27 protein-coding genes are annotated in these 24312 nt (G+C 34.6%); 10 read left to right on the forward strand and 17 right to left on the reverse strand.

What is annotated here, in order from left to right; genetic code table 11:
• Positions 1-154: 154 nt before the first annotated feature.
• From ACQKOG_RS22385 to ACQKOG_RS22405, 5 genes are all read right to left on the reverse strand, one after another.
• Positions 155-295 (reverse strand): hypothetical protein, encoded by a 141-nt coding sequence (locus tag ACQKOG_RS22385; protein ID WP_427448291.1) that lies wholly within the window; start codon positions 293-295, stop codon positions 155-157.
• A gap of 372 nt (positions 296-667) precedes the next feature.
• Positions 668-1177, reverse strand: coding sequence for a MepB family protein (locus tag ACQKOG_RS22390; RefSeq protein ID WP_402872661.1), 510 nt, complete (start codon positions 1175-1177; stop codon positions 668-670).
• A 154-nt stretch (positions 1178-1331) separates the two neighbouring features.
• On the reverse strand, positions 1332-1712 hold the full coding sequence (locus ACQKOG_RS22395) for a VOC family protein (RefSeq protein WP_370080139.1): 381 nt from the start codon (positions 1710-1712) through the stop codon (positions 1332-1334).
• 57 nt (positions 1713-1769) lie between these two features.
• On the reverse strand, positions 1770-2282 hold the full coding sequence (locus ACQKOG_RS22400; protein WP_370080141.1) for an SRPBCC domain-containing protein: 513 nt from the start codon (positions 2280-2282) through the stop codon (positions 1770-1772).
• A gap of 29 nt (positions 2283-2311) precedes the next feature.
• Positions 2312-2656, reverse strand: a complete 345-nt coding sequence (locus tag ACQKOG_RS22405) for an ArsR/SmtB family transcription factor (protein ID WP_370080143.1) — start codon at positions 2654-2656, stop codon at positions 2312-2314.
• Positions 2657-3747: 1091 nt separating this feature from the next.
• Between ACQKOG_RS22405 and ACQKOG_RS22410 the strand changes: the two genes are divergently transcribed.
• Positions 3748-5001, forward strand: coding sequence for a nucleoside permease (locus ACQKOG_RS22410; RefSeq protein ID WP_370080145.1), 1254 nt, complete (start codon positions 3748-3750; stop codon positions 4999-5001).
• 85 nt (positions 5002-5086) lie between these two features.
• On the opposite strand, the gene ACQKOG_RS22415 is transcribed toward ACQKOG_RS22410, so the two are convergent.
• Positions 5087-5548: a VOC family protein gene (locus ACQKOG_RS22415; RefSeq protein WP_427448292.1), complete on the reverse strand. Its 462-nt coding sequence runs from the start codon at positions 5546-5548 to the stop codon at positions 5087-5089.
• A gap of 418 nt (positions 5549-5966) precedes the next feature.
• Here ACQKOG_RS22415 and ACQKOG_RS22420 point away from each other — a divergent pair, with 418 nt between their 5' ends.
• Complete coding sequence (locus tag ACQKOG_RS22420; protein WP_427448293.1) at positions 5967-6923, forward strand: MBL fold metallo-hydrolase; 957 nt, start codon at positions 5967-5969, stop codon at positions 6921-6923.
• A 40-nt stretch (positions 6924-6963) separates the two neighbouring features.
• Here the strand turns inward: ACQKOG_RS22420 and ACQKOG_RS22425 are convergent, their stop codons facing one another.
• The gene (locus ACQKOG_RS22425; protein WP_402872689.1) at positions 6964-7464 is read right to left on the reverse strand and encodes an NUDIX hydrolase; all 501 of its coding nucleotides are present in this window, start codon (positions 7462-7464) and stop codon (positions 6964-6966) included.
• 1048 nt (positions 7465-8512) lie between these two features.
• Between ACQKOG_RS22425 and ACQKOG_RS22430 the strand changes: the two genes are divergently transcribed.
• Positions 8513-9433, forward strand: a complete 921-nt coding sequence (locus ACQKOG_RS22430; protein ID WP_427448294.1) for an MBL fold metallo-hydrolase — start codon at positions 8513-8515, stop codon at positions 9431-9433.
• A gap of 115 nt (positions 9434-9548) precedes the next feature.
• Here ACQKOG_RS22430 and ACQKOG_RS22435 read toward each other — a convergent pair whose 3' ends face one another.
• The 4 genes from ACQKOG_RS22435 to ACQKOG_RS22450 all read right to left on the reverse strand — a co-directional run bounded on the left by ACQKOG_RS22435 (position 9549) and on the right by ACQKOG_RS22450 (position 12932).
• Positions 9549-9992, reverse strand: a complete 444-nt coding sequence (locus ACQKOG_RS22435; protein WP_427448295.1) for a PH domain-containing protein — start codon at positions 9990-9992, stop codon at positions 9549-9551.
• A 150-nt stretch (positions 9993-10142) separates the two neighbouring features.
• Positions 10143-10604 (reverse strand): hypothetical protein, encoded by a 462-nt coding sequence (locus tag ACQKOG_RS22440; protein WP_427448296.1) that lies wholly within the window; start codon positions 10602-10604, stop codon positions 10143-10145.
• A gap of 20 nt (positions 10605-10624) precedes the next feature.
• Complete coding sequence (locus ACQKOG_RS22445; RefSeq protein WP_427448297.1) at positions 10625-11107, reverse strand: hypothetical protein; 483 nt, start codon at positions 11105-11107, stop codon at positions 10625-10627.
• A 1-nt stretch (position 11108) separates the two neighbouring features.
• Positions 11109-12932: a DNA ligase D gene (locus ACQKOG_RS22450; protein WP_427448298.1), complete on the reverse strand. Its 1824-nt coding sequence runs from the start codon at positions 12930-12932 to the stop codon at positions 11109-11111.
• 104 nt (positions 12933-13036) lie between these two features.
• On the opposite strand from ACQKOG_RS22450, the gene ACQKOG_RS22455 reads away from it, so the two are divergent.
• A complete protein-coding gene (locus ACQKOG_RS22455; protein WP_402872697.1) occupies positions 13037-13855 on the forward strand; it encodes a Ku protein in 819 nt (272 codons plus the stop codon).
• Between the two features lie 25 nt (positions 13856-13880).
• Here the strand turns inward: ACQKOG_RS22455 and ACQKOG_RS22460 are convergent, their stop codons facing one another.
• Positions 13881-14405 carry an AAA family ATPase gene (locus ACQKOG_RS22460; RefSeq protein ID WP_427448299.1) on the reverse strand — a complete coding sequence of 175 codons (525 nt, stop codon included), beginning with the start codon at positions 14403-14405 and terminating at the stop codon, positions 13881-13883.
• A gap of 624 nt (positions 14406-15029) precedes the next feature.
• Between ACQKOG_RS22460 and ACQKOG_RS22465 the strand changes: the two genes are divergently transcribed.
• Entirely contained in the window at positions 15030-15245 is a 216-nt protein-coding gene (locus ACQKOG_RS22465; protein WP_370080167.1) for a helix-turn-helix transcriptional regulator, read from the forward strand.
• Positions 15235-15627, forward strand: coding sequence for a hypothetical protein (locus ACQKOG_RS22470; protein ID WP_427448300.1), 393 nt, complete (start codon positions 15235-15237; stop codon positions 15625-15627). The genes ACQKOG_RS22465 and ACQKOG_RS22470 overlap by 11 nt, the downstream gene beginning before the upstream one ends.
• A gap of 205 nt (positions 15628-15832) precedes the next feature.
• Here the strand turns inward: ACQKOG_RS22470 and ACQKOG_RS22475 are convergent, their stop codons facing one another.
• The gene (locus ACQKOG_RS22475) at positions 15833-16003 is read right to left on the reverse strand and encodes a hypothetical protein (RefSeq protein ID WP_370080169.1); all 171 of its coding nucleotides are present in this window, start codon (positions 16001-16003) and stop codon (positions 15833-15835) included.
• A gap of 551 nt (positions 16004-16554) precedes the next feature.
• Between ACQKOG_RS22475 and ACQKOG_RS22480 the strand changes: the two genes are divergently transcribed.
• Positions 16555-17310, forward strand: coding sequence for a class I SAM-dependent methyltransferase (locus ACQKOG_RS22480; protein WP_427448301.1), 756 nt, complete (start codon positions 16555-16557; stop codon positions 17308-17310).
• 75 nt (positions 17311-17385) lie between these two features.
• Complete coding sequence (locus tag ACQKOG_RS22485) at positions 17386-18408, forward strand: serine hydrolase domain-containing protein (protein ID WP_427448302.1); 1023 nt, start codon at positions 17386-17388, stop codon at positions 18406-18408.
• 23 nt (positions 18409-18431) lie between these two features.
• Here ACQKOG_RS22485 and ACQKOG_RS22490 read toward each other — a convergent pair whose 3' ends face one another.
• Complete coding sequence (locus ACQKOG_RS22490; protein WP_427448303.1) at positions 18432-18962, reverse strand: dihydrofolate reductase family protein; 531 nt, start codon at positions 18960-18962, stop codon at positions 18432-18434.
• A gap of 100 nt (positions 18963-19062) precedes the next feature.
• Here ACQKOG_RS22490 and ACQKOG_RS22495 point away from each other — a divergent pair, with 100 nt between their 5' ends.
• Both ACQKOG_RS22495 and ACQKOG_RS22500 read left to right on the forward strand, forming a co-directional pair.
• Complete coding sequence (locus tag ACQKOG_RS22495; RefSeq protein ID WP_370080179.1) at positions 19063-20007, forward strand: helix-turn-helix transcriptional regulator; 945 nt, start codon at positions 19063-19065, stop codon at positions 20005-20007.
• A gap of 93 nt (positions 20008-20100) precedes the next feature.
• Complete coding sequence (locus ACQKOG_RS22500; RefSeq protein WP_370080181.1) at positions 20101-21153, forward strand: DUF418 domain-containing protein; 1053 nt, start codon at positions 20101-20103, stop codon at positions 21151-21153.
• 245 nt (positions 21154-21398) lie between these two features.
• On the opposite strand, the gene ACQKOG_RS22505 is transcribed toward ACQKOG_RS22500, so the two are convergent.
• The 3 genes from ACQKOG_RS22505 to ACQKOG_RS22515 all read right to left on the reverse strand — a co-directional run bounded on the left by ACQKOG_RS22505 (position 21399) and on the right by ACQKOG_RS22515 (position 24304).
• Entirely contained in the window at positions 21399-21791 is a 393-nt protein-coding gene (locus ACQKOG_RS22505; protein WP_370080183.1) for a RidA family protein, read from the reverse strand.
• A gap of 201 nt (positions 21792-21992) precedes the next feature.
• Complete coding sequence (locus tag ACQKOG_RS22510; protein WP_427448304.1) at positions 21993-23495, reverse strand: serine hydrolase domain-containing protein; 1503 nt, start codon at positions 23493-23495, stop codon at positions 21993-21995.
• A 197-nt stretch (positions 23496-23692) separates the two neighbouring features.
• Positions 23693-24304 carry a flavin reductase family protein gene (locus ACQKOG_RS22515; protein ID WP_427448305.1) on the reverse strand — a complete coding sequence of 204 codons (612 nt, stop codon included), beginning with the start codon at positions 24302-24304 and terminating at the stop codon, positions 23693-23695.
• Positions 24305-24312: the final 8 nt, after the last annotated feature.

The raw sequence follows: 24312 nt of genomic DNA on the forward strand, positions 1-24312 counted from the left end.
GAAATATTTTCCATAAATAGAATATCAAAGTTTTATTTACTCGTAAATACAGTGATAGACTGATAGCATATCGGGCTTAAGACTTATGGTTGATTATGACTAAGTAAATTAAAAAGACCAGCTCGGCTAAATTAGCTTTGCTGGTCATCTCCTATTATGCAGCTACAACATTTGCAACTTGCGCAAGTTTAGCTGTTTTTATTAGATCCTGCTTTTGCTGCTTCAGCACCAGTAAATGTACCGGTTTTAACTCGCCATAGCTTACCGTCTGGCTCGAAATACGCAACCCAACCAAAACGATGCCCTCTAGCAACCAGAAAAGTACTTCCTGTTCCTGTTCGCTGTCACCAAATATCTTACCTGTTGGATTTTAAACCATAAACAATTCATCTTTGATTTTGTTAATGCGAACCTATAAAAGGACATAAACCAATTCTTAGCTGTAGTGTGAGACGACACTACAGCTTTTTTATTGTATAGGTAACCTCAATTTGCACAAATTAATGTTGAGTGTATCGCACGCACTTATTAGGTTGTGGCGTTGGTTGACCGCCACATCCTCCCTCATTTGTTACTAGGGGTCACTTTCAACTCAGTGACCCTTTTATAGTTTCTTTCCTCAAAGTGTGTAGTAAATATTTGAATGACAAACGTAAAGATATCAATTTTAGTTAGTGTATAATTTTAATAGTTCATGTATTGCTAAACTATTATTATCGTCCAAATTTATAAAATATGGTAATTGCCACTTTTGTGTTGCTATCGCTTGTTTGCTAGTGGGAGTATCCCATTTAGGATATACTCTGATTGCCATTTTCCCCTTTGTATTAGAGGTTCTAAGGATGTTTTGTTGTAAAAGAATCTCTTTTGGAAAAACGAACTGGCCAAATTCACCATTATCATTAAAAGTATTTATTACCAATAAATCAGTGGCATTATCAAATGAGAATGCCTGGTTTTTATTAGTTTCATTCTTTTCCCAAAAGGAAACAAACTGCCCTATCTTAGTAGGTGTTATTTTTGCGACTCTAAATCTAACCGATTTAGAATTTAACTGAAATATCCCAGCTCCATAATCTGAATTTTGAGTTTCTTCTCGGATGTTTTTTATAGTTAAATTATTAGGTTCATAAAGTAATTCATTTACATATGCTAACGTCTTATTAAATTTGTTCATAGTTTTACTCCTTATCTTATTCTAAGATATACCATTATATCATCTGCGGAATTGTCACCGTAATTGTTCATTAATAAGCTCTATTATAAATCGACCAACATAGTAAAATGCGATGCTTTTATTCAAGCACCGCACTCATGAATTGATTAAAAAATTATTTTGCTTCCATTACTGCAAAGTAATTGTTTTCATTATCCGCAAAGTTAAACACCCTACCTGAAGGCATATTTACAATTTCTCCGACAATAACGTTTTTGTTTAATAAGTCGTTATATAATTTATCGATATCTTCCGAGAAGAACATTAAAGAAGGTGTACCAAGATTCATTTCAGGTTGCATTTTAGCGATTAATTCCTTATTGTGGAGAATAATTCTTGTCGCTGCTTCTTTAGTTGGAGCAATTTCAATCCATTTCATTCCTTGGCCGTTATCTTCCTCTGAAATTACACTAAATCCTACTTTTTCTGTCCAAAACTCTTTTGCTTCATTTTGGTTATTAACATACAACATGATTTGACCGACTTTATTAATCATTGCTTTTTACACTCCCATAAAATGTCTGATTTTCTTACCTAAAAAACTTTTCTATTACTACAGCGACTGCACATGCTCATTCAAACGGTCCCAAGTTTCTGTGATGCCCTGTAGCATGCCCATATCCATAACAGTCTTAAGAGCCTCTTCAGATACATATTCAGCACGGTTTATCAGCTTAGTCTTTCCTCCCAAATCAACGAATTCCAATGTAATCTCGGTCGACGGCATGGAGTCATCCGAATTACCTTCAGCATCCGAAAAATAATCTATATAGCTGATTCTCTCAGGCTCAATTATCTCCTTATAAACCCCTTTTCCCCACGCTTCCATTCCAAAAAAGTCACCTAAATTTTCATCGACGCACTTCATACAGTAGTGCCAAACGCCTCCCGGACGGAAATCAACTGTGCACACTGGAATTTCCCATCCTCTCGGTCCCCACCAACGTTTCAGATGTTCTGGCTCTTTAAACATCTCGAATAATAAATCTCGTGGGGCATCGAAAACGCGCTCCAGTATAAGTACACGATCGTTTTCTACTCTTGATACCATTGAATTGTTTGACATTGTAATTCCTCCTTGATGATGAAATGGTTTTATGATTTTTCTTTTTTCTGCAATTCCTTCAAATATTCATCTAAATTATCGAATCTTTCTTGCATTACACTCTGGAAGGACTGTACCCAAGAATCCAGCGCTTGGAATGGCTCGGGCCGTAGCTTGTAGATTCGACGGTTAGCTTCAGCCTGCACTTCCACGATCCCGTTGTCGCTAAGTACTTTTAAATGCTTTGAAGTTTGAGGCTGCCTCAATCCCAGTTGGTCGGCAATCTCACCCACAGTTAGAGGACCCTGGCGCAGGAGTTCGACGATATTCAAACGATTTGGTTCAGACAAAGCGCTCAACATCGTTATGTTTACTCCTGGAACTTTCCCTGACATGTCACTCACCTCGTAAAATGATGGTCGCCGGTAAATTATCATCTACCTCAGCACAGGTTTTATGATCCTGTTAGTCACAAATATAACTCAATCGGAATATTCCCGTCAAGGAATATTGAAATGTATCTTTATCATTTGAACTAAAGTATTGTTTCTCACTCTAAGTTGTACTTAAAAGCTTCATACGCTTGTCTATTTCTAACATTACTATATACGAAGTAAAAAAATTGATGACTTATGTTCTACGCTTTTGAAAAACTGCAGTACCATTTTCTTTAAGCATTTTAAAAACTGTTTTCCAAACACTATAATTAAGCTTTGGAAAAGATATGTATAGAAACGTTATCCCTTATTTTCCCCCACCTATGAATTATTATGACATCCTCATTTTCAAATAATTCTGAGCTGTAGCTTATAGCTTAATATTACGATCAGCCGTGATTTTCAACTACTTCTTATAATTTCATTCAAATAAAGAGATGAATGCTATAATCCATATACCTATCACAAGTATTAAAAACCACCAGCCCGTAAACTTTACGAACTTTTTTAAAAATGGTTTCTCAGTAATTTTATCTGAAAAGGAACTCATTTTTAAGAAATCTTCAGGAAACTTCAACAACATGTAAGAAAAACTGCCGAAAATTAAAGTAACCAATATTGCCATAATAAACATTGTACCTACTCCTAAACTTTAAGTTTTTACGTCACTTAATAATTATATTATTTAGCAACTAGATTGCACATTAGAAAATTCAAGAGCTAGTCTACAATTACGTTCTAGAATCGACATATACAGATGATACATTGTTCAGTAAAATTAATATCCTTCTTACAGTATCTCTCCACGTTTTTGGCATCTTCGTAAAAATCGTATACATTGCCGCAATTTACACAAAACAATTCAAGAATCAACATAAGAAACTCCAATAAAGTTCGTATGAATCTGACATTAGGAGCAAATGCTGTAGGTATGTTCTAAAGTCTAAAACAGCAACTTCTCTTACTGCTTCAAATAAATACACAATGGCAGCATTAGCTCAGAACATCACAAAGAAAAAAACTCCATCACCTTCTATAGGAGGAAAAAAATGAATATAAAATTACGGCTTAAAATAATGATTTTTCTACAGTTTTTTATTTGGGGATCTTGGCTTGTTACATTTGGCTCTTATATGATCAATACGTTGAATTTTACTGGCGCGCAAGTTGGAATCGTGTATAGTTCTAACGGTCTTGCAGCCATTATTATGCCAAGTTTAATCGGTATTATTGCAGATCGGTGGGTAAAAGCAAATGTGTTATACGGAATATTACATTTCCTCGGTGCCATTACCTTATTTACCGCTGCTGAAATTTCAGATCCTACAATGATGTTTTGGGTAATGCTCTTTAACTCAATCTTTTATATGCCAACACTTGCATTATCGAATACAATTTCTTATTATTACTTGGAAAATAAAGGATTTGATGTTGTAAAGGACTTCCCACCTATTCGTGTCTATGGGACAATTGGTTTTATTCTTGCGATGTGGATTATTAGTCTTGCCAAAATTGAATTAAGTAATATTCAGCTATTTATAGCTAGCGGCTCTTCGTTGCTACTTGCACTATATACAATTTCTCTTCCTGCCTGCCCACCTTCTAATGCAATTAAGGACAAGTCGCTGGTAAGCCTTTTGGGACTAGACGCTTTTGTTCTTTTTAAAGATAAAAAAATGGCGTTGTTTTTAATTTTTGCAATGCTATTAGGTGTTGCGCTTCAAATTACTAATACATTTGGTGATCCATTTTTACACGACTTTGCCTTGAACCCTGATTATAAAAATAGCTTTGCGGTAAAATATCCAGCTATTTTATTATCAGTGTCACAAATTTCAGAGGTATTCTTTATTCTGACCATTCCATTTTTCTTAGGTAAGTATGGCATTAAAAAAGTAATACTGATCAGTATGGTGGGATGGACATTACGTTTTGTTTTCTTTGGGTATGGGAGCCCTGTTGGCGGAGGATTTTTCCTATTATTATTATCAATGATTGTTTACGGCTGCGCCTTTGATTTCTTTAATATTTCGGGAGCCATTTTTATGGAAAAAGAAGTCGACCACCGCATTCGTGGTAGTGCTCAAGGATTATTTAGTACAATGGTCAATGGCATAGGCGCCTATTTAGGAGCTGTTATTAGTGGAAAAGTAGTTGATTATTTTACAGTTGATGGAGTCAGGAATTGGCAATATATTTGGTTGTTCTTTGGAGCGTATACCCTCGTTTTGGCAATCATTTTTGCAATAATTTTTAAATATAATCATGACAGCAGTGCAATGAAAAACACTGTGAAACAGTGATTTAAAAGGAAATTCAGAAAGAGCCTTACCTTTGGTGATGGCTCTTTTACTGTACTTTTAAAGTTTGTCCTCATGAATGGTTAGGTTAGATGGATTGACGTTTTCTCCACTCTTCAAGAGACATCTCATTAAAACTCTCAACATCATCTAGTCTCAGCGGTGTAATTAATTCTAATGAATTATCATCTGGATCTGAAAAGTAAATTGCAGCATGTGCATGTGGAATATTTGACAGTACTAAAGGTTGATGTTCGGAAGCAAGGCCAAATTCAGTTCGAACTTCAATGCCAATTGAAGACAACCACTCTTTTACATGATCAAGATCTTCTTCTTCAATTTTAAACGCCAAATGTCGGATCGATGGATGGTAGTTTACATGAACACTATCATTTTCCCATAAACCTAACCAGCTTTCTCCTTTAACGATCCAAAAGAAAGCAACTTTTCCTTTTTTATAGGCTAGTTCCAACCCTAATTTTTTATAAAATACAATTGAGTTTTCTAAATTACTAACTAGTAAATGTGCTTCGTATAAACCTTTTATCATGTCAATATTCTCCTATTTCATCACTATTTATGAAATAGTATATTAAAGCACAAACCATTTACATCAACCTTTTGTCTGAAACATTAATAATTTCCATTAATTTAATTTCATCCTAGCTCCTTCTCAAAATCGGTATAGCAATTTACTAGATTGTTTCTTAGTAACCAAATTAAATACCAGCTGTAGATGTATCAATTGCGACAACAACTATAGCTTTTGCCCTTTGAAAATTATCACCGGTCCATCAATTAGCACACACTAGTGTAACTTTTTCTCCATTCATATTTCCCTCTAATAAATGAATAGACACTCAGTATGTTTTTCTATTATCATAAAGTACAACTACTACTTTTTGTAGATAAAAAATGAATATCAGAGAAATTTTAGCGCATTTCAGAAACCAAGGGGGTTTATTTTAATGGGGAGAATCCAACAACTTGCACCAAATTTTTATTGTATTGATACACATGATTTAAATCGTGAACAGCGTACAAGCTCTTATTTGCTTATCGATGAAAAAATTACATTAATCGAGACTTCTGCTAGTCCTTCTATGTCATATATAATAGAAGGTTTAGATGAATTACATATTGATCTAGAGGATATTCAATATGTAATTGTTACACATATCCATTTAGACCATGCTGGCGGTGCAGGCTTGTTTTTACAAAGCTGTCCAAATGCCAAATTCGTTGTACATCCACGAGGTGTATCTCATATGGTGGATCCTAGTCGTCTAATTGCCAGTGCAAAGAGTGTTTACGGGGCGGAGTTCGATCGTCTTTTTGATCCGATTGTCCCTATCGATGCTGACCGCATTATAGAGATTGGACATGAGGAAGTACTATCTTTAGGTCAACATCAGCTAACGTTTTATCATACAGAAGGTCATGCAAAGCATCATGTTTCAATGCTTTATTCTGCTACGAATGGATTGTTTGTTGGAGATACAACTGGTGTACGTTATCCAGAAATGGAGAGCGAATCAATTGATTTAATTATTCCCTCCACTTCACCGAATCAGTATGACCCAGATACAATGGAGCAATCTATCCAACTTTATGAAAAGTTAAATGCTACAGAATTGTATTTCGGCCATTTCGGTGCTTATAAAAATCCAACTGAAGCTTACAGACAAGTACGCTACTGGACACCATTATTTCTAGCTGAAGGGAAAAAAGCGTTATTGGTATCTAGTGATTTTAAAGAACAAGTACAATTTTTAGATACCCGCTTAAAGGCTCTTTTGTACAACTATTTACAGGAAAATGGCATCGCAGAAAATCATCCGGTTTATCAAACAATCCCATTCGATACTATTGTTTCGTCAATGGGGATTCTGGATTACTTAGAGAAAAAGAATTCCCAAAATTAAAGCAAACTTAACTGGAGAGGAGTAATCCTCTCTGTTTCTTTTATGTTCTTTTTTCTTCAACTGTTACGATATGTTTGATTTCAGCAGGCAAGCAAGCGAGTTCTGATTTAAAGAACTCTGGGAATAGAAAGGCATCCTGAAGATTCGAAATAGGTAACCATTCTAACCTTTCTTCAATGCCATCACTGGTGTAGCTTTCACACTCTACTTCGACTTCATTTGATTTCATTAAATAAAAGAATGCTATTTCATGAAATTGGGTTTCTCCATATGTACCACTTTGAACAGGAAAAAAATTTTCATGAATATACACTAAACGATCAACTTCAAAATGCACTTTGGTTTCTTCAAAGCATTCGCGGATAATGGCTTCTTCTAACGTTTCCTGTAATTTCACTCTTCCCCCAACGGAGTAGTAATAAGAGTCGCGATTATTTTTAACCATCAGCACTTTATCATCTCGGAGAATGATTGCACCCACCCTCATATTGAACACACCATCTTTAGTTGGGAATGTGATATCATGTTTTTCTTTATCCATCAGAATCTCCTACCTTTCAAAAGTTAAATCTATCACGTTATATAGCTACCTTTTTTCGATATTGCATACATGAACAGACTCCAAACGAAATGGTCAATATAGAATTGCTGGAGGCTTACAGTCATAACCGTATTTATTTGCAGTCACCATAAGAACAAGACTAAATTGATTTGTTGCGAAGTGAAATGTTAAATCGAATGAAAGAAAGAGCAAAGGCTATAGGAATTCTATTAATCTAATAACGAGAAAAACCGCACAAGTTTTGGTGGCAAGACGTTTCTGTCGTATCATTCAAAGTTAATTCCTTCTACACAAGGTAGAGTATTAAACAAGTTAAAGCGTTTCCTCCTAGACATGATATCCATACTGTACAAGTAACAAGATTTGACCATTATCGGTACTTAAATCAGGAACGTCGGTATAATAGCACTAGCATCGGAACTAAACTGGCCAATACTAAAATAAAAACTAACGAAAACAACATAAAAATAATAATTTTATTGACATATATATTAAACGTCATAATCATCCTGTCAATACATATTTTGTAATATGCAGGAATTAAGAGGTGATAAAATGATATTAAAAAACAAATATATTAGGTTTTTTATCTTTTCGCATATAGCAATTATAGCAATTGCTATATACAATATTTCATTTCTTAATAGAATCTTGGTGGATATTTTAGTAGCTTTTCTATTTTCCATAATTTCTGATTTTGCTTTTCAAAATAAAAAATTTCGAGACTATTCATTATTACAGAAAATTTCCCTCTTTGTAATGGCTGTGGGAATATTTATAACAGTTTTCATATCTGTTTCTATTTAAACTTGATTTGCTTACCACGAGATATAAAGATTCAAAACTAGAGCAAGCTGCCCTCTCTCCCTGATAAATAAGCATAGATTACTTCAATTAAAAACTTTGTATTATAGGGCCAGACGAATACGTATACAGATGTAGCCACTTTTAAATCTTAAAGGAATTGTTTTAATCAAAATCGAATATAGAAAATATAGGAAACTAAATAAAATAAGAGGTGAGATAAATGAACGATACGTTTTATAGTAAACACTTTCAGCTAGACCGAATTGGTAAAGGTATATATGCAGCAATAGCTAAAGATGGTGGTGGAGCTGTAGGAAATGCCGGTTTTGTGGATCTAGGCGATAAAATTATTATTTTTGATACATTTAACACTCAACAAGCATCTGAAGACTTAAAGTTCGTTGCTGAAAAAATAACAAACCGACCTGTTACATGGATTATTAACAGCCATTGGCATGGCGATCATATTCGAGGCAACCAAACATTTAAAGATTCAATTATTATTTCAAGTCAAATTACATACTCAAAAATAAGAGATGTCCATCCCTCAAGATTCATTAAACAGAAAAATGATATTCAAGGTTTAAAAGGCTATATTCTATCCTTAAAAGACCAACTAAATCAAACTAATGATCCCCAAATACAATACCAAATAAATTCTCTAAATGAATTAAAAGATTCTTTACCAACTTTGGAATTAGTTTTACCGAACCAAACATTTAAAAATGAAATAACCTTTCAGGGAACACAACGTTGTGCAAAGCTTTTCACGTTAGGAGGAGGCCATTCATTTTGTGATGCAATGCTTTATATTCCTGATGAGAAAGTAATATTTATGGGTGATTTATTATTTGTGAATTGTCACCCAACGTTTTTTGAAGAGTCTGATCCTGTGAAATGGAGCAATATTTTAATAAAAGTTGGGCGACTAGAAATTGACGTGGCAGTACCCGGACACGGTCAAATAGGTACAAAAGAAGATATCTCAAAAATAATCAATTATATTTCTGAATTAACTACTATTGCAGAAAAGAGCAAGCAAAATGAGGATAAAGAAATTCCTGAAATCTATAAAGATTGGCGTTCACCTGAGATTTACCAGCAAAATATAGAACAATTAAGAGCATTGTCAACCAATTAAAGAGAGGGCGTAGTAATTTGGCCCTCTCTTACAGTCTTATATATGATCCAAGACAGATTGAAAATCCTGCTCCTCCCTATCAATAAAGGATTACTGATAAAACAAATTTAACCATTTACTCGAATTGTTGATTTTGCGGAATTTGTGCATTAGGACATCGTTTTTTTAACTCTAAAATAAACTTCATTTTATCTTTTGGTAAAATTTTTATACTACCATGAGCTGCTGTTTCGTAAAATATTTCCAGTCCCTTATCAGATGATGAAATTTGATAACCAGTATACTTATCTGTCGTTGGAGAAACCCTTGTTATACTTTGATACGGAATCTTACTTTTGAATGGACCACCTTTAACTAAGAGATACTTTTCACAGAAAACAAACTTGATAGAATTTGCGTACCACCAAATAAAAACTAGTGAAACAATAAAGGCCGTTGACATAATAATAACCGTTAATAAAGATGTGATGATTGGAAGAAGTGATATAGCGCCAAATATCCAAATCAATAAAAAAATCATTATTGCTAAATTAATATTTGTTTTTGCATGATAAACCATAAGAGTTATCCCACCATTCTTATTAATTTTCTCTAAAATTCACTTACTATTATTAAATCAATAGGCAGTGGTTTCGCAAGTATAAGAACATTCTTTTAAGTGCTTTTTAATAATGGTGTTTTGATAAAAATCGAACTTTAATAATAACTTTTAGCCGATTTTGAAATAGAAAGCAAACGTCCAAGCCGTAATCGCCGACCCTAGAATAAGGGCGTGAAGAATCATATGCTCCAGGTTGGGACGCGGATTATTTTTTATACGAGGGAGTATGGTAATGGTGTTCGAAAAAATCCTTTCGTATACTTGCTGCCATGTCTCGTTATTCGGCATTTTATAAACCATCACACCTGTCAAATAAGGAATCCACCAGCTAAAAATTGCCCCAATCAAAACAAGGGTCCATACAAATCCACTAATGCCGATCCATACGGACTCGCGGGTTAAAGAAAGCAAGATAGGGATCATCATAATTATGCCGTTCACCAACGCCTCATTGCGGCGCTCTTTGGCTGAGTAATGACGTACTCCGTTAAAAGGATAAAAATCAATCCATGTTGTAAGTTGATGATAAAGCAACGTTGCAACTTGCAATAGCAATAAATAAAAAAACATGATTGTTCCTCCTGTCATTGTTACTCATACTTTTGTTCGAATCCATTGATCAATGCAGTGAGACCTACTTCGAACCATTGATTATAGTATTCCGCTGGCGCTGTGGGACGATCAGGCCAATTACCTACCTCCGCAAGTGCATGACCAATAACAAAGACGGCGATCGACTGGATGATGAAAAGAACTTCTTCCGGACTTGCCTTTGTCTTTTCCATTACAGCAATTAATGGGACAGCCAATTTAGCGCCCATCTTTTCAGAAACGGAGTGAATGGCCACTAATGGAACCACCCCCGGATGCGCTTTCAATATGTTTCTGAAATTAGTTGCAAAAGCATGGAACGTCTGCGTCCATGGCAGCACAGTTGCTTCGTCAACAACAGCTTTTATACTCACAGCATCGATAACCTGTTGTATAAGTGCTTCTTTATTTGGTACATGATGATAAAGGGATGCCGCTTCTACATAAATCCCATTTTCTCCCTTTTCAAACTTAGATAGCAAGTCATTGCTCTTTTAACCTCTCTAAAGCTGATTGAAAATCCTGGCTCTTCCCTACCTGACGGAAATCTTTAAAAGGGTTGCTCACAATTTTCATTCGCTCCAGTACAGCGGGAATAGTAAAGAGATCTGGTGTTAAATGCTCATTGACCTCTTCCCAATGTAATGGCGTTGCCACTAAGCCCTTTTCGTTGCCACGAGTTGAATATGGAGCAATAATCGTCTTGCCTTCTGCATGCTGCACATAATCTAAATATAATTTTTGATGTCTATTCTTCTTTAAACGCTCGATCGTATACAATTCCGGTTTTTGCTCACATAAAAAACGACAGACAAATTCAGTAAATACTCGCACCTCTTCATAAGTAAAGGCATTTTCAGGTAACGGTATATATAGCTGTATTCCCTTACCACCCGACGTTTTAACAAAAGATTGCAGCTTAAAATAATCGATAATTCCCTTTAAATCCATGGCTCCAGTAACAGCAAGTGAAAATTGCTCAACGGAAGGAGGATCTAGATCGAAAACAATCTCAGTCGGACGCTCTGATTGTAACGTTTGGAATGGAGTATGCAGCTCTAGTGCAAGCTGATTGCCTAGCCACAATAATGCTTCAAGATTGTTACATACTAGGTAATGAATATCGTCCATCCATCCTGTTGCAACAAATTCAGGTATTTTCTCAGGACTACTTTTTTGATAAAAGCTTTCACCCGGGACTCCATGAGGAAATCGAATTAGCGTTAGTGGTCGATCTCGTAAAAAAGGTAGCAAATACGGAGAAATCATTTGCAAATAGTGCAAATAACCATCCTTCGTAATACCGATTTCAGGCCAAACAGGCTTATCAGGATGCGTAATCTGAACAATATCTGGAATAGGAAAAAGTTGACGTTGCATATGCTGCCAATGACAATCCTCTGGCAACATCTCCAGTCGAAATGCATGGAAACGCGGTTCTCGACATTTACTCCCATCAAAATCAATACAGGCAATATCAAGACAAATGGATGGCTCCAGCTCCCATGTTTCATTATTCCTCTGTCCATTTGTTTGAAAAAAAGCAATGAGCGTTTTCCGTTCTTCCTCTGACATTCCATGTTTAAATATAACTACTTCAACTAGCTCTCCCTGTTGATAAATACTACCATGAAAATAACCATTACCATGATCATATTTCGTCACTATTACCGTAACATATCTCCAATTTTTTATTTTTAACCAATGTGTCGAGCGTGTATCTCCTATCCATTTACTCGTTATCTTCTTTGCAACCATTCCCTCTCCATTGTAAACTTTTATAGCCTGCCAAAGAGGCTCACTATGCTCCACACAGTTAATCACTTGCAAAGGACATTGATCCTCATAATTGACAGTCGCCAGGAGCTTTAAAGTTGTAAAAAGCTTAGAAAGTTGCTGTTTGCGTGTTTTTAAATATTTATTTGTCAGCGACTCCCCTTTATAGCTCAGTAAATCAAACGCAATATAATGACAAGGAAAATCTTTTGCATGAGTAGCAATAACTTCTTTGTTTTGCATCCGCCCTCTTTTTTGAACAAGTGAAAAATCACTTTTAAAGTTATTCGTTAAACAAACTAATTCACCATCCAACGTTAATGGTAAAAACTTTTTAATTTTATTAAATATGCTGTTACAAAAATCAAGTATCTCCGGAAACAGGTGAGTTAAGTTATTGCCATTTCTGCTTATTAACAATGGCTGTTCGTCCCAAACTAACATACATCTAAATCCATCATATTTTGTTTCGTACAACCACTCCTCACCTATAGGCGTCTCGAGCACTTCTGTTAATAGCATTGGTTTCATTTAAATACCTACTTTGCTTTTTACCTTAAGTTTTTGACGATTTCACTTTAAGATACATAAAAATAAGCAAAATATATCATAGTAAGAAAAACGAGGTGATACAAATGCATACAGTTTGGAAAGGCAGTATCTCATTTGGTCTAGTCAATATACCAGTAAAACTTCATGCCGCAACAGAAAATAAAGACATTAAATTGCGCCAGCTCCATAAAGAATGTCATACACCTATTAGCTATAAAAAAGTTTGTGAAGGCTGTAACCAAGAAGTAAAAGATGAGGACATTGTGAAGGCTTATGAATATGCAAAAAATAAGTTTGTCGTATTAGATCCAGAAGAATTAGAGAACTTGCGGAAGGAAAATGAAGATAAGGCCGTTGAAATCATTGATTTTGTAAAATTAACTGAAATCGATCCTATTTATTTTGAACGTACTTATTTTTTATCCCCTGATTCGACTGGCGGAAAGGCTTATGCCCTATTACGTCAAACATTAGAACAATCCGGAAAAATAGGTGTGGCAAAAATTATTATCCGTTCAAAAGAACAATTAGCAATTGTCCGTGTTTATCAAAATGCATTAGTAATGGAAACGATTCATTACCCCGATGAAGTAAGGAGTGTTGCTGATGTTCCAAGTATTCCAAGTGAACAAAACATTGTTCCAAAAGAGCTAGAAACCGCACTCATGCTAGTTGATCAATTAACAACAGAATTTAATCCAGAAAAATATACTGATGACTATCGCAATGCTTTAATGGAGCTTATAGAGGAGAAAAAAGTTACAAATACAATCTCGACTAGCGATAAACGTCCAGTACCTGATAACGTTACGGACTTAATGACAGCACTTCAAGCTTCCTTAGAAAAAACGAAGAAGCCAACAACAAGAAAACGGGCAACGAAAACGAAGAAAAATGCTTAAAAAGTACACGTAAGAAGCGTATCCATTATTTTTTGGATATGCTTTTTTTAAGAATCTCACTTTTATTTGTTACTACCAATAGCTTGTCACAATACATTCCATATATGTGATAAAAATTTGGTTTGCCTATCTCCTCAAAATGACGATTCCATTTAAACATTTTTATAAAAATTGATAAGGTCGGTTTGTAGTTGGACTTTTCCAAACCGAGTTTTTGTAACGTAAATCTCTTTATTATTCGATGGATTCTGATTAAATAATTCGTATCTAAGAAAATAATTAAGTCAGCATTCGAAAAGCTTTGCGCTACCCAGTCCTCATTATGAACGCCCTCAATAATCCACGCTTCCGTAAGAATAATATTATTCAAATAATCAACTTTTTGTTGCTCGGTTCTTCTAATATCACCAGAATTTTGTCTTTTCCAAACAACATTATCTAATTCATAATAAGGAATATTTAATGTCGTAGATAACTCTTTCGCTAAAGTAGTTTTTCCACTCCCAACAGAGCCAATGATATGTATTTTGCGCGGAAATTTCTTGTTCAAATTAACCCACCTTTCCTTTATAGCTTGTTAATTTTGTGGCTCATCACCATAACGTGGGGTTAATTTCCGTTCCGGTTGGGCGCTTTCCTAGGGGCGTCCGATGAGCAGCCTGGGCCAGCAGATGTTTTTTGTCCGAAAGCGTAGTGCTAACATAGCGGCAGCAACGTGTTTTGTCTATGCGAAAGCGAAGCGACAACAAAAGGGTTTTATCTGCGCGAAAGCGAAGGCAGTGGCAACAACATGATGTTGGTTACGAAGTCGTTATCACTGTTGTTTTGCACTGAGCCTTCGTTCCCCTACTTGCCCTCATCTGTGACGCTAATCCCTATGGGGTCGCCCTACCTCTACCTCAATCAACCTATTACAGTAAATTGGCAATTGATTGGATAGATCCTAATGGAGATGTTATCAATCTTTCTTTAGGAAGTCGAGAAGACAATCAAAATTGCTCAGTGCTATATAAAGAGCTCATTCTAAAAATTAATTTATTATTGTAGCTGCGATTACACATTTATTGGTTAAAATGTATATAATGATGTAAAGATATCTTTACTTTCAGACGCAGGGGAAGGATGATTTTAATTTTAGAAGCTTGGAATCATTTTACTTTAGGAGTTAATAAAGATGGTTAAAAATAATATCAAATTATTTAGAACTGAAGCTGGATTAACACAAGAACAATTTGCTAAGAAACTAAGAATAACGAGACAAACAGTTATTGCTATAGAAAATCACCATTACAATCCTAGTTTAGAGTTGGCTCTTAAAATTTCCGAATTTTTCAATACGAATGTAGAGAGTATTTTCATTTTGGAGGAGGATGAGTCTAGTGCAAACTAACAGAAAAAAACCGATAAGTATTTGGTTGAGCGTTGCGACTCTAGTTGTAATTAATTTGTTTGTTGCTCTATTTGAACACCCATACTCATACGGGAATATACCAATGAGTATAATCATGCTTTTTGGAGTTATCCGATATAATATGAAAATAAAACAAATGGACACAGAGAACGAGATAATTGAAGACGAACGCACAATTCAAAATAGGAATAGGTACAATCAAATTTTACTTTTCTGGTCGATCATCATTGTATTAGCTGTTCTAGCTATACTACTTCTAAATGGTATTAAATCTGTTTCAATAGAGCACATTATTTTAGCTTTTTGTATTATATTGCTCGGAGGTTTTACATTCAACAGTTACCTTTCAAAGAAAAAATAGGCGCTCAGAAAACGGGCACTTATTTTTAAATTTGAATGGAGCACAAATTTTAGAAGCACCGAGATTACAAGTAGTTTTTTACATTTTTCTGATTTCCTACTTCAACTATCCTGCTTCGTTAGTTGGAGAGGAAAAAGTTGGAATCACTGTGAAATCCCAGCCTGAAGTAAAACCCCCTGTTAGTTTGCAACTCGCTTTACGTATCCTAATTTTTTAATTGTTTGGTATTTATAAAAAATGCTGTTCCTATTATAAATATACCTAAACAAACGAACATAGCAATCCCTGAATATTCATCATCAAATATTGTTGTGTTAACCAAAATAACTAACATCATTAGTACAAAAGATACATATAAGCCTTTAATGTATTTCATAAGTTATACCTCCTTTTAAAACCTTAATAGCAGTCTTATTCTTTTACTATTCAAATTATTGGCGATATTTCATTTTAATTTTAACACTAATTTCCTTTATTTGATATTTAAATACAAAAGTGCCCACGCTTGTTCAACTAAACTGCACCGTTAGCCATCCATGTAGCGCCCAAAACCAGTGCGCACCACAGAAGATTAAAATGTACTCAGTACAGTTATAGAATACTACGGCTGGGAGAAGAAGGTCGATAAACTATCGTACCTGCGATGAACTTCGATTGAAATTGCTTTATCAGCTTCTAAAGGGACCTTTATCACTGCAAGAGATGAGTGTACAGTTTAATACTTCTAAAACAACACTGCATCACAACTTTCTATATTAAAAGCTTTTCTTCACATAATTAAACAATTTAAATATACGCAAATTACCAGTCAAAGTGATACGGAACGGGAATCAACACCACATTTATTATGAGAAACTAATTTGTGTGAATATTGGATTTATTATACAATATTTCTTAAATAAAGATAAAGGTGAAGGAGTTAGAGGTATGTATCAAAATGAGTTTAGTGGAAATTTAGAGAAATATAAAAACCCTATTGAATATGATGTACTTCATGAAAATTATAACGTGGATTTATATTTTATTGAAAATCATCTCAAGAAGAATAGCGGTACGATAATTGAATTAGCCTGTGGCACAGGTCGCTTAGCTATTCCGCTAGCCAAGCAAGGATTCAATGTTTATGCAGTAGATATCCATGAAGGGATGCTTCAATTGGCAATTGAAAAAGCGAAAAAGCACAATGTCCATGTGCATTTTACAGTGCAAGACTGCACGCAACTTCAATTATCGATCACATCAAATTTTATCTATATGACAGGTAATTCATTTCAACATTTTCTAAGTAACGAAAGTCAAAATGCTTTATTCCATTCCGTTAAAAAGCACTTAAATCCAGGTGGAGAATTTGTATTTGATACGAGAAACGCTCTTCTAAGCGAACTGTCTATCATGGATGAATACGAAGAAAGTTCAGTCAACAGTAAAGGTGAAAGACTAACTATTCAGCATCGTGACGAATATGACCCTATCACACAAATCTTAACTTGCCGTTCTATAAATAAACTAGAACACTCTATTTTCGAAGATTCAATTCGACTTCGCTATACATATCCAATGGAAATGAAGAGGCTATTAGAACAAAATGGGTTTGAAATGTTGCACATATATGGTTCGTGGAACAAAAGTGACTTTACAAAAAATAGTCCATCTATGATTGTACACGCACGGTTACAAAAATAAAATCGCAAAACACAAACATTTGTTCCATATTCTGTTATTTATGTTATAATTAAGAAAAAATTAGAAGCTAAATCGATGAAAAACATTCGTGAACGCATGGAGCATTACCATATTACAGGTTTAAGTCTTGTAGCTATCGAAAAGGGAAAAATCAGTAAGACAGATACTTTTGGAGTTCTGGAGGCAGGTACCGATAAAATAATTAATGAGCACTCCATTTTCAACGCTTGTTCTATCAGTAAGTTTCTAACAAGCATTTTAGTGATGAAATTGGTGGTACAAGGGATTGTAGATTTAGATGAAGATGTTAATGAAAAACTAGTTTCATGGAAGGTTCCTGACAATCAATTGACAAAGCATAAACAAGTTACATTACGCAACTTATTATGTCATCAATCTGGTATTGTGGACCCTGAGGGCAGTTTTATGGAACTAGAATCTTTCAACGAAATACCGTCTATGGTAGAAATATTGAATGGTACAACTCCTTATTGCCCTACTACCATTGAATTGACTTATGAACCTGAAAGTGAATTTCACTATTCTGATGCAGGCTTTTGTCTTATTCAGTTATTAATAGAAGATATAACGCAAGAAACGTTTTCTCATCTCATGGATGATTTTATTTTTAAGCCATTGGGCATGGCAAACAGTACATTTTCTACCTCTCGTTCAACATCAAATATGGATAACTTTGCATGTGGTCATGATCAAAATGGAGCTTTAATTCCAGGGAAATATTCTATTTATCCTTATCTTGCTGCTTGTGGTATATGGACTACCCCTAGCGATTTAACAAAATTATTACTAGATTTTATGAATGCTGTCAAAGGGCAAAGTAAAATTGGTATTACTACAAAACAAGCAAAAGAACTGTTCCGTTCACAAGGATGTAAGGAATGGACGGGCCTTGGCGTATTTCTAGATGGCACGGACGAGAAGCTTGGATTTTCCTCTCTTGGCTGGGGTGTTGGGTTTCAATGTATGCTAGTAGCCTATCCATACCTCGAAAAAGGGATTGTTATGATGACTAATACTGATACAGGTATGCATCAAATGAAGGGAATCATGGGTGAAATCTATCATGCACTTTACTAATAGCAGAAAAAGAGGCTGGAACATCAAGCCTCTTTCATCACCTTATAATGCATTTGCACCATTTGCCCATAGCGTTGTGTATGGATTAACTTCAAATCTTGATATGGATTATGATCCTTAAACAATGGAATTCCAGAGCCTAAAAGATGCGGTGTAATCGTAATAATTAATTCATCTATTAACTCTTCCTTCATGAATGCATCGAGAATTCCTGCTCCGCCAACCATCCAAATTTTAGAGCCTTCCTGTTCCCTTAATTTTTTCGTAAACGTTACAACATTTTCATTCACAAACTCAACATGTTCGTTTTTACCACTTTGTGATGTTGTGAATACATAACATTTCTTATCGGGATATGGAAAAGACTCAATATGGTCTACAACCCAATCATACGTTCTTTTACCCATAATAATGGTATCAATGGATTGATACATGTCGGAATAGCCAGCATCCCCTTCCCCCTCTGTTTCTTCTAGCCATTGTAAATCATCATTCTCTTTCGCAATAAATCCATCCAAACTAGTCGCAATATATAAAATGATTTCTCGTGACATAACGTCATCTCCTTTTCTCTTTTGTAAAACTCATGAACAATATTTATAATATACATAAAACATGACAACTACTGTCATGTTTAAAAGAAAAGGTGAGAAAATGTCAAAAGCAAAACGTTTATTAGATATCCTTCTGTTTGTTAGTGCAAAAAAGAAATTTACTGCTCAGGAAGTTGCTGATGAATTCAATATTTCGATTCGCACAGTTCATCGATATATTTTAGATTTAAGTGATATGGGCTTGCCTATTTACGCTGAACAAGGACGAAACGGTGGCTATTCTGTCCTAACGAGCCGACTTCTTCCCCCTATTTTATTTACAGAAGATGAGGCGGTTTCGATTTTCTTTGCGTTCCAATCACTGCATTATTACCGCGATTTGCCTTTTAATACGGAAATGAAGTCCGCTTCTCATAAGCTATATAGCTCGCTTCAGGAGGAGGCAAAGCAGAAAGTGGATAAACTTCAATCCTATATCGCGTTTTGGAATCCTAAACGAGCGATTGAAACACCTTTATTGAAAGCTGTTTTAGAGGTAGCTATTGAAAACAAAAATCTACATATTCAATATGAATCCAAATCAGGTACAACAACAAAATATATTCACCCTATTGGTGTTTATGCTCATGATGGATTATGGTATATGCCAGCTTTCGATCTCACTAAACAAAAAATATTATTGTTTCGTGTAGATCGTATTCTTTCTATCGTAGAAAGCGAAGAAAACAAAGAGGAATTTATAAATTTGGAGGAGTGGTTTGGCAACACCTATGAGATTAAACAACCCATTCGTTTACATGTACTATTATCAAGGGAAGGTGTACGACAATGCAGAAGTGAACCTAGCCTTGAAGACTTAGTCGTCATAAAAGAAGATGGCACAGGTTATATTGATTCCATTATAGACAAAGGTGAACTAAATTTTACTAGCCCCCTCTTCTATCGGCTTGGTATGCATGCTCAAATTGTAGAACCGAATGAATTAATCAATATTTTACGACAGCAGGCAAAAGATATTTTATCTATGTATCCAGAAAATGAATAATGTTATATGACGATTTTGTAAGATTGGCGTAACATTCATCGTTACTACTTTATGGACAATTTTCTTATACTTTGTAAGTGAGGAGGAGATAACATGCAACCAATTGAATTAAACAAACGAATTGATACACTAGATTATTTAAGAGGATTTGCTTTATTAGGAATTATTTTAGTAAATATTCCGGCATTATTATGGATAAATACACCGGACACATCTATAGATATTGCATACAATAGATTTTTAATATTATTTGTGGAAGGTAAGTTTTTCTCGATTTTTTCATTTTTATTCGGTGTAGGCTTTTATATTTTTATTTCCCGTGCAATGGCTAAAAATAATAACGCCTATCTTTTATTTATTAGAAGAATGATTATTTTATTGTTAATCGGGCTTGTACATTTTTATTTCCAACCTGGAGAAGCATTAACCGTCTATGCAATTTTCGGGCTAATTGCTTTACCATTTTACAAAGTTCGTAAAGAAATAAACGTAACTATAGGACTTATACTATTAGCGGTAACTGCTTATTATGGCATCAAAATTGCTATGCCGTTTCCACTTATTTTACTAGGATTAGCTGCTGGGCAGTATCAAATTTTCGAAAAGATCCATGACAATCGTAAAAACATATTTATCTTTACAGTGATAATGTTCTTTATTAGCATAGTGGGCTTGCTGTATCAATGGCATTATGTCCCAGAGGCAATGGCGAACGTTAACAATATGACAAAAGATGAATTTACAGAACATGTGACAAACATTGAAAAATTTTCATTAATCGGGCTTCAATTTAGCCCATTTGTATCTGCATTTTATGTAGGTTTATTAATGTTATTACTCAAACATCATTTATGCCAGGACTTGCTTTCACCATTAAAAGACTATGGACGAATGGCATTAACAAATTATTTAGGGCAAACAGCGCTAATCTTACTAATTGGCAATGCCTTTGACCTTATTGGCAATATTCGTTTTATCCAATCTCTTTGGATTTGCATAGGTATTTACATTTTCCAATTACTGTTTAGCAAGATTTGGCTGCAATTCTTTAAATTTGGACCATTAGAATGGTTGTGGCGCATGGGTACTTATTGGACTATACCTTCATTGCTTAAAGCTTCTACTAATTCTAAGGAACGCTCCTAACCCAAAAAACTTAAAAATGACAAATACCTAACAAAAAGCTTTTTTCCTTCATAAAATAGTAGTGTACTCAATTCGCTTCCAGCTTGCTCATACCTTGAGCAAGAAACACACCCCCATCATTAAATCTTTATTTTTTGGTCACTTTCCGCTTAGGAAAAGTGACCATTTTTTTCTTATCATATACCCTAAAATTTGCTTTATAAAAAAACCGACAAGATCATTTAAGATTTTGTCGGTTACTCAGCTTATTTAGCAGCCCAAATATCTATTTCCAATTTAATATCAGGGAATCCTAAAGCAGTAATATAAGCTATCGTCATAGAAGGATAAGGATTTCCAAACATAGTTTCCCACTCTTGATAGAAATCATCCCAATCTATTTCTTCAGTTGCCCAAATATTGGCTTTCACCACATTGTCTGCGTTAAGTCCCTCTGCCTCCAATATTAATTGGATATTTTTTAAAGTATTCTTAACCTGCTCTGTTAGTGATGATGGCATTTCCCCGTTTACCCCAACTCCAATTTGTCCAGATAATGCGTATATTGTTGCATCCTTTGGAAGTATTGTAAGATGGCTATAATTGCCAACAGGGCTAGGTACTTGGATTGGATTTTTACGTGTTATTTTATTGTTCATGGTTAATCTCCTCTAGGTTTTTATTTATTTTTCTAAAAAAGGGCAGACTCGTCCCTATAAACTTAATTTTAGAAAAAAACAGCAGTTGAGAACCCAATACCCATACTTAAAAAACGTAATGATCTTTTTTTCATTTGGATTCTCCCCTTTCACCTAAAGTTATTTTCATATTACCATGTTTTTTATAAAATAATCAAATCTCTACATTTTTATTTCTTTTTCCTTTATGGTTAATATCTTCATTAATCCCAATAAACAATAAATCACACCTGACACTATAACACTATAAAATAACACAGTGATTGAGGTTGGACCCCATACTTTAATAAACTCCCAATTTGATTCCTCTGGTAATAGTTTCGGGAACATAATGATAAGTGCAAAAATTATTGCAACACTTAAAGAATGAAAGATTAATAAAAAAGTTCTTTTTATATTTAAAGATACTCTAATTCGTTGTTTTTTAACAATTTCCCTTAAGGTTGTAAGCAATAGAATACTTAAAAACATCCCCAAGCCTACAACAATAACACATATAAGTGAAATAATTTTATCCAAATTCTGATAGATGTCAGAATGAATAGTATTTACCGTTTTCCCTTCCCATAAATCTATCACACCTTGCCCTATCGCAGTTGTATAGCTCGAGTTCATATTGGATAATACGGCTACTCCTAATTGTTCATCGGGCTGCATGATGAAATAAGAAGAGAATGTTGGATTTTCACCAGCATGGGATATATATTGTTCTTCTTTTCTCATAACTCCCCATCCACTTGCATAGTATGTGTCCTTATCGAAAGTCTCTACAGATAAATCTGGGATATGCGATTCTTGAATAATTTTATGATCAATCGAATCAATTTGGCTAGTTCCTAACTGTAGCTTTAACCATTTTGCTATATCGCTTGTGTTACTTATTACATAACCTGCAGGTACATTTCCACGGTAGATCGGTGGTGTATATTCCTGCACTCTCATCAGTCCTATTTTATATCCCGTGGCCATCTCATTAGATTTAACTTGATGAATTCCAACAAATGTATCATTCATAGAGATTGGCTTTAATATTTGCTGTTTGATATACGTATCAAAGGGTTGTTTTGAAACCTTTTCAATAACGAGTCCCAAAACATCATAATTGATTGTTGCGTATTCAAATGAGCTACCTGGTTGTCTATTTAATGGCTGATCAAGCAATTTTTTCACAGTTAACTCAAGAGCATTCGTTTCGTTACTTTTCGGGATATTAGAAATAGTGCTAGTAACTATTCCACTTGTATGATACAGTAACTGATTAATAGTAATTGACTGAGGCTTGCCATTATATTTTAACTCAAACCATGGGATATACTTTTGGACATCATCCGAACGTTTTAGTAAGCCTTCCCGCTCCAATTTTAGAATGGCTAGTCCCGTGAATGCTTTCGATGTAGATCCTAGTTCAAATAATGTATTAGAGGTAACAGGTGTTTTTGACTGAATATCAGCGTATCCAAAGCCTTTTTCATAAACCGTTTTCCCCTTTTCTACAATTACTAACGATATTCCTGGAATTTTACTAATCTCCTTTTGCTCTTTAACAAATTGATCAATCTTTTGAATTTTTTCATTTGAGTCTGCATTTACGATTGTTGGCGTTAAACTATAAAAGGCAACAATCATAGCAATTAGAAGCGTGTAGATTTTTAATGATGGCTTCATTTCATTTCTCCTTTAAGCTGGTACAAGGTTATTAAATTCCTTAATTTAACTATAACAAGGAATTAATACCACAACCATCGTTTTACATTAATAAAAACATCTCAATATGACAGTTTTGTAACTTAGAATCTTAATAAACACAAAAAGACCAGATTCCCATTCTAAAAAGAGAACTGATCTTTGTTAAAGATAGCAAATTAAATTTCTGCCCTAAAAGCTTTCCCCAGCTGATGTCCAAGTCCAAAATAATGGCGGAAATTATAAATAAGTGGGCTCCATTTATTTGGATCAATATAATTTTCTTTAACTATAATCTCCTTATGAGCATGTACATGTATTACTTGTGCCTCAACAATAGCAAAAAAGGGAGCATAATCAGGAATTCGAATATGTTTTACTCTTGCCTCAAGTTGAATTGGACACTCTGCAATTCTTGTAGGCTTTACTGATTTAGAATCGGTTGGCGTTAAATTACTAATTTTATATTTTTCTTTTTCAAATGTAAATCCATTCGCTCTCTTATATTCAGGAACGGGGTTTTTCCCTGTAAAAGGGGCTAATTTTTCTACATTCTCCCATAATGAATGATCTGGGACATTAATGACACATTCAGGATGTCGTTCTAAATTTTCAATAGCCTTTCCCCCAAGCCCAATTCCCAAAATAATACAATCCCCTAACACCCATGATGATGAAAGAGGGCTAATATTTACTGTGTCATCTTCATTTAGTGTAGTTAATAATATCACAGGTGTCCCGTAGTATAGAATTTTCGGATTAATCATTTCTGTTTTAGCAATTTGAGTCATTTTCTCTC

The organism is Lysinibacillus sp. NPDC093216, assembly GCF_050280325.1.
Lineage (GTDB): Bacteria > Bacillota > Bacilli > Bacillales_A > Planococcaceae > Lysinibacillus.

Bases quoted from the DNA above. Each gene is read 5' to 3' on its own strand.
- ACQKOG_RS22405 (WP_370080143.1), bottom strand. From the start codon at position 2,656: ATGTCAGGGAAAGTTCCAGGAGTAAACATAACGATGTTGAGCGCTTTG.
- ACQKOG_RS22440 (WP_427448296.1), bottom strand. From the start codon at position 10,604: ATGTTTTTTTATTTATTGCTATTGCAAGTTGCAACGTTGCTTTATCAT.
- ACQKOG_RS22450 (WP_427448298.1), bottom strand. From the start codon at position 12,932: ATGAAACCAATGCTATTAACAGAAGTGCTCGAGACGCCTATAGGTGAG.
- ACQKOG_RS22400 (WP_370080141.1), bottom strand. From the start codon at position 2,282: ATGTCAAACAATTCAATGGTATCAAGAGTAGAAAACGATCGTGTACTT.
- ACQKOG_RS22425 (WP_402872689.1), bottom strand. From the start codon at position 7,464: ATGGATAAAGAAAAACATGATATCACATTCCCAACTAAAGATGGTGTG.
- ACQKOG_RS22510 (WP_427448304.1), bottom strand. From the start codon at position 23,495: ATGAAGCCATCATTAAAAATCTACACGCTTCTAATTGCTATGATTGTT.
- ACQKOG_RS22505 (WP_370080183.1), bottom strand. From the start codon at position 21,791: ATGAACAATAAAATAACACGTAAAAATCCAATCCAAGTACCTAGCCCT.
- ACQKOG_RS22455 (WP_402872697.1), top strand. From the start codon at position 13,037: ATGCATACAGTTTGGAAAGGCAGTATCTCATTTGGTCTAGTCAATATA.
- ACQKOG_RS22395 (WP_370080139.1), bottom strand. From the start codon at position 1,712: ATGATTAATAAAGTCGGTCAAATCATGTTGTATGTTAATAACCAAAAT.
- ACQKOG_RS22480 (WP_427448301.1), top strand. From the start codon at position 16,555: ATGTATCAAAATGAGTTTAGTGGAAATTTAGAGAAATATAAAAACCCT.
- ACQKOG_RS22420 (WP_427448293.1), top strand. From the start codon at position 5,967: ATGGGGAGAATCCAACAACTTGCACCAAATTTTTATTGTATTGATACA.
- ACQKOG_RS22485 (WP_427448302.1), top strand. From the start codon at position 17,386: ATGAAAAACATTCGTGAACGCATGGAGCATTACCATATTACAGGTTTA.
- ACQKOG_RS22390 (WP_402872661.1), bottom strand. From the start codon at position 1,177: ATGAACAAATTTAATAAGACGTTAGCATATGTAAATGAATTACTTTAT.
- ACQKOG_RS22515 (WP_427448305.1), bottom strand. From the start codon at position 24,304: ATGACTCAAATTGCTAAAACAGAAATGATTAATCCGAAAATTCTATAC.
- ACQKOG_RS22475 (WP_370080169.1), bottom strand. From the start codon at position 16,003: ATGAAATACATTAAAGGCTTATATGTATCTTTTGTACTAATGATGTTA.
- ACQKOG_RS22495 (WP_370080179.1), top strand. From the start codon at position 19,063: ATGTCAAAAGCAAAACGTTTATTAGATATCCTTCTGTTTGTTAGTGCA.
- ACQKOG_RS22500 (WP_370080181.1), top strand. From the start codon at position 20,101: ATGCAACCAATTGAATTAAACAAACGAATTGATACACTAGATTATTTA.
- ACQKOG_RS22490 (WP_427448303.1), bottom strand. From the start codon at position 18,962: ATGTCACGAGAAATCATTTTATATATTGCGACTAGTTTGGATGGATTT.
- ACQKOG_RS22430 (WP_427448294.1), top strand. From the start codon at position 8,513: ATGAACGATACGTTTTATAGTAAACACTTTCAGCTAGACCGAATTGGT.
- ACQKOG_RS22465 (WP_370080167.1), top strand. From the start codon at position 15,030: ATGGTTAAAAATAATATCAAATTATTTAGAACTGAAGCTGGATTAACA.
- ACQKOG_RS22435 (WP_427448295.1), bottom strand. From the start codon at position 9,992: ATGGTTTATCATGCAAAAACAAATATTAATTTAGCAATAATGATTTTT.
- ACQKOG_RS22410 (WP_370080145.1), top strand. From the start codon at position 3,748: ATGAATATAAAATTACGGCTTAAAATAATGATTTTTCTACAGTTTTTT.
- ACQKOG_RS22415 (WP_427448292.1), bottom strand. From the start codon at position 5,548: ATGATAAAAGGTTTATACGAAGCACATTTACTAGTTAGTAATTTAGAA.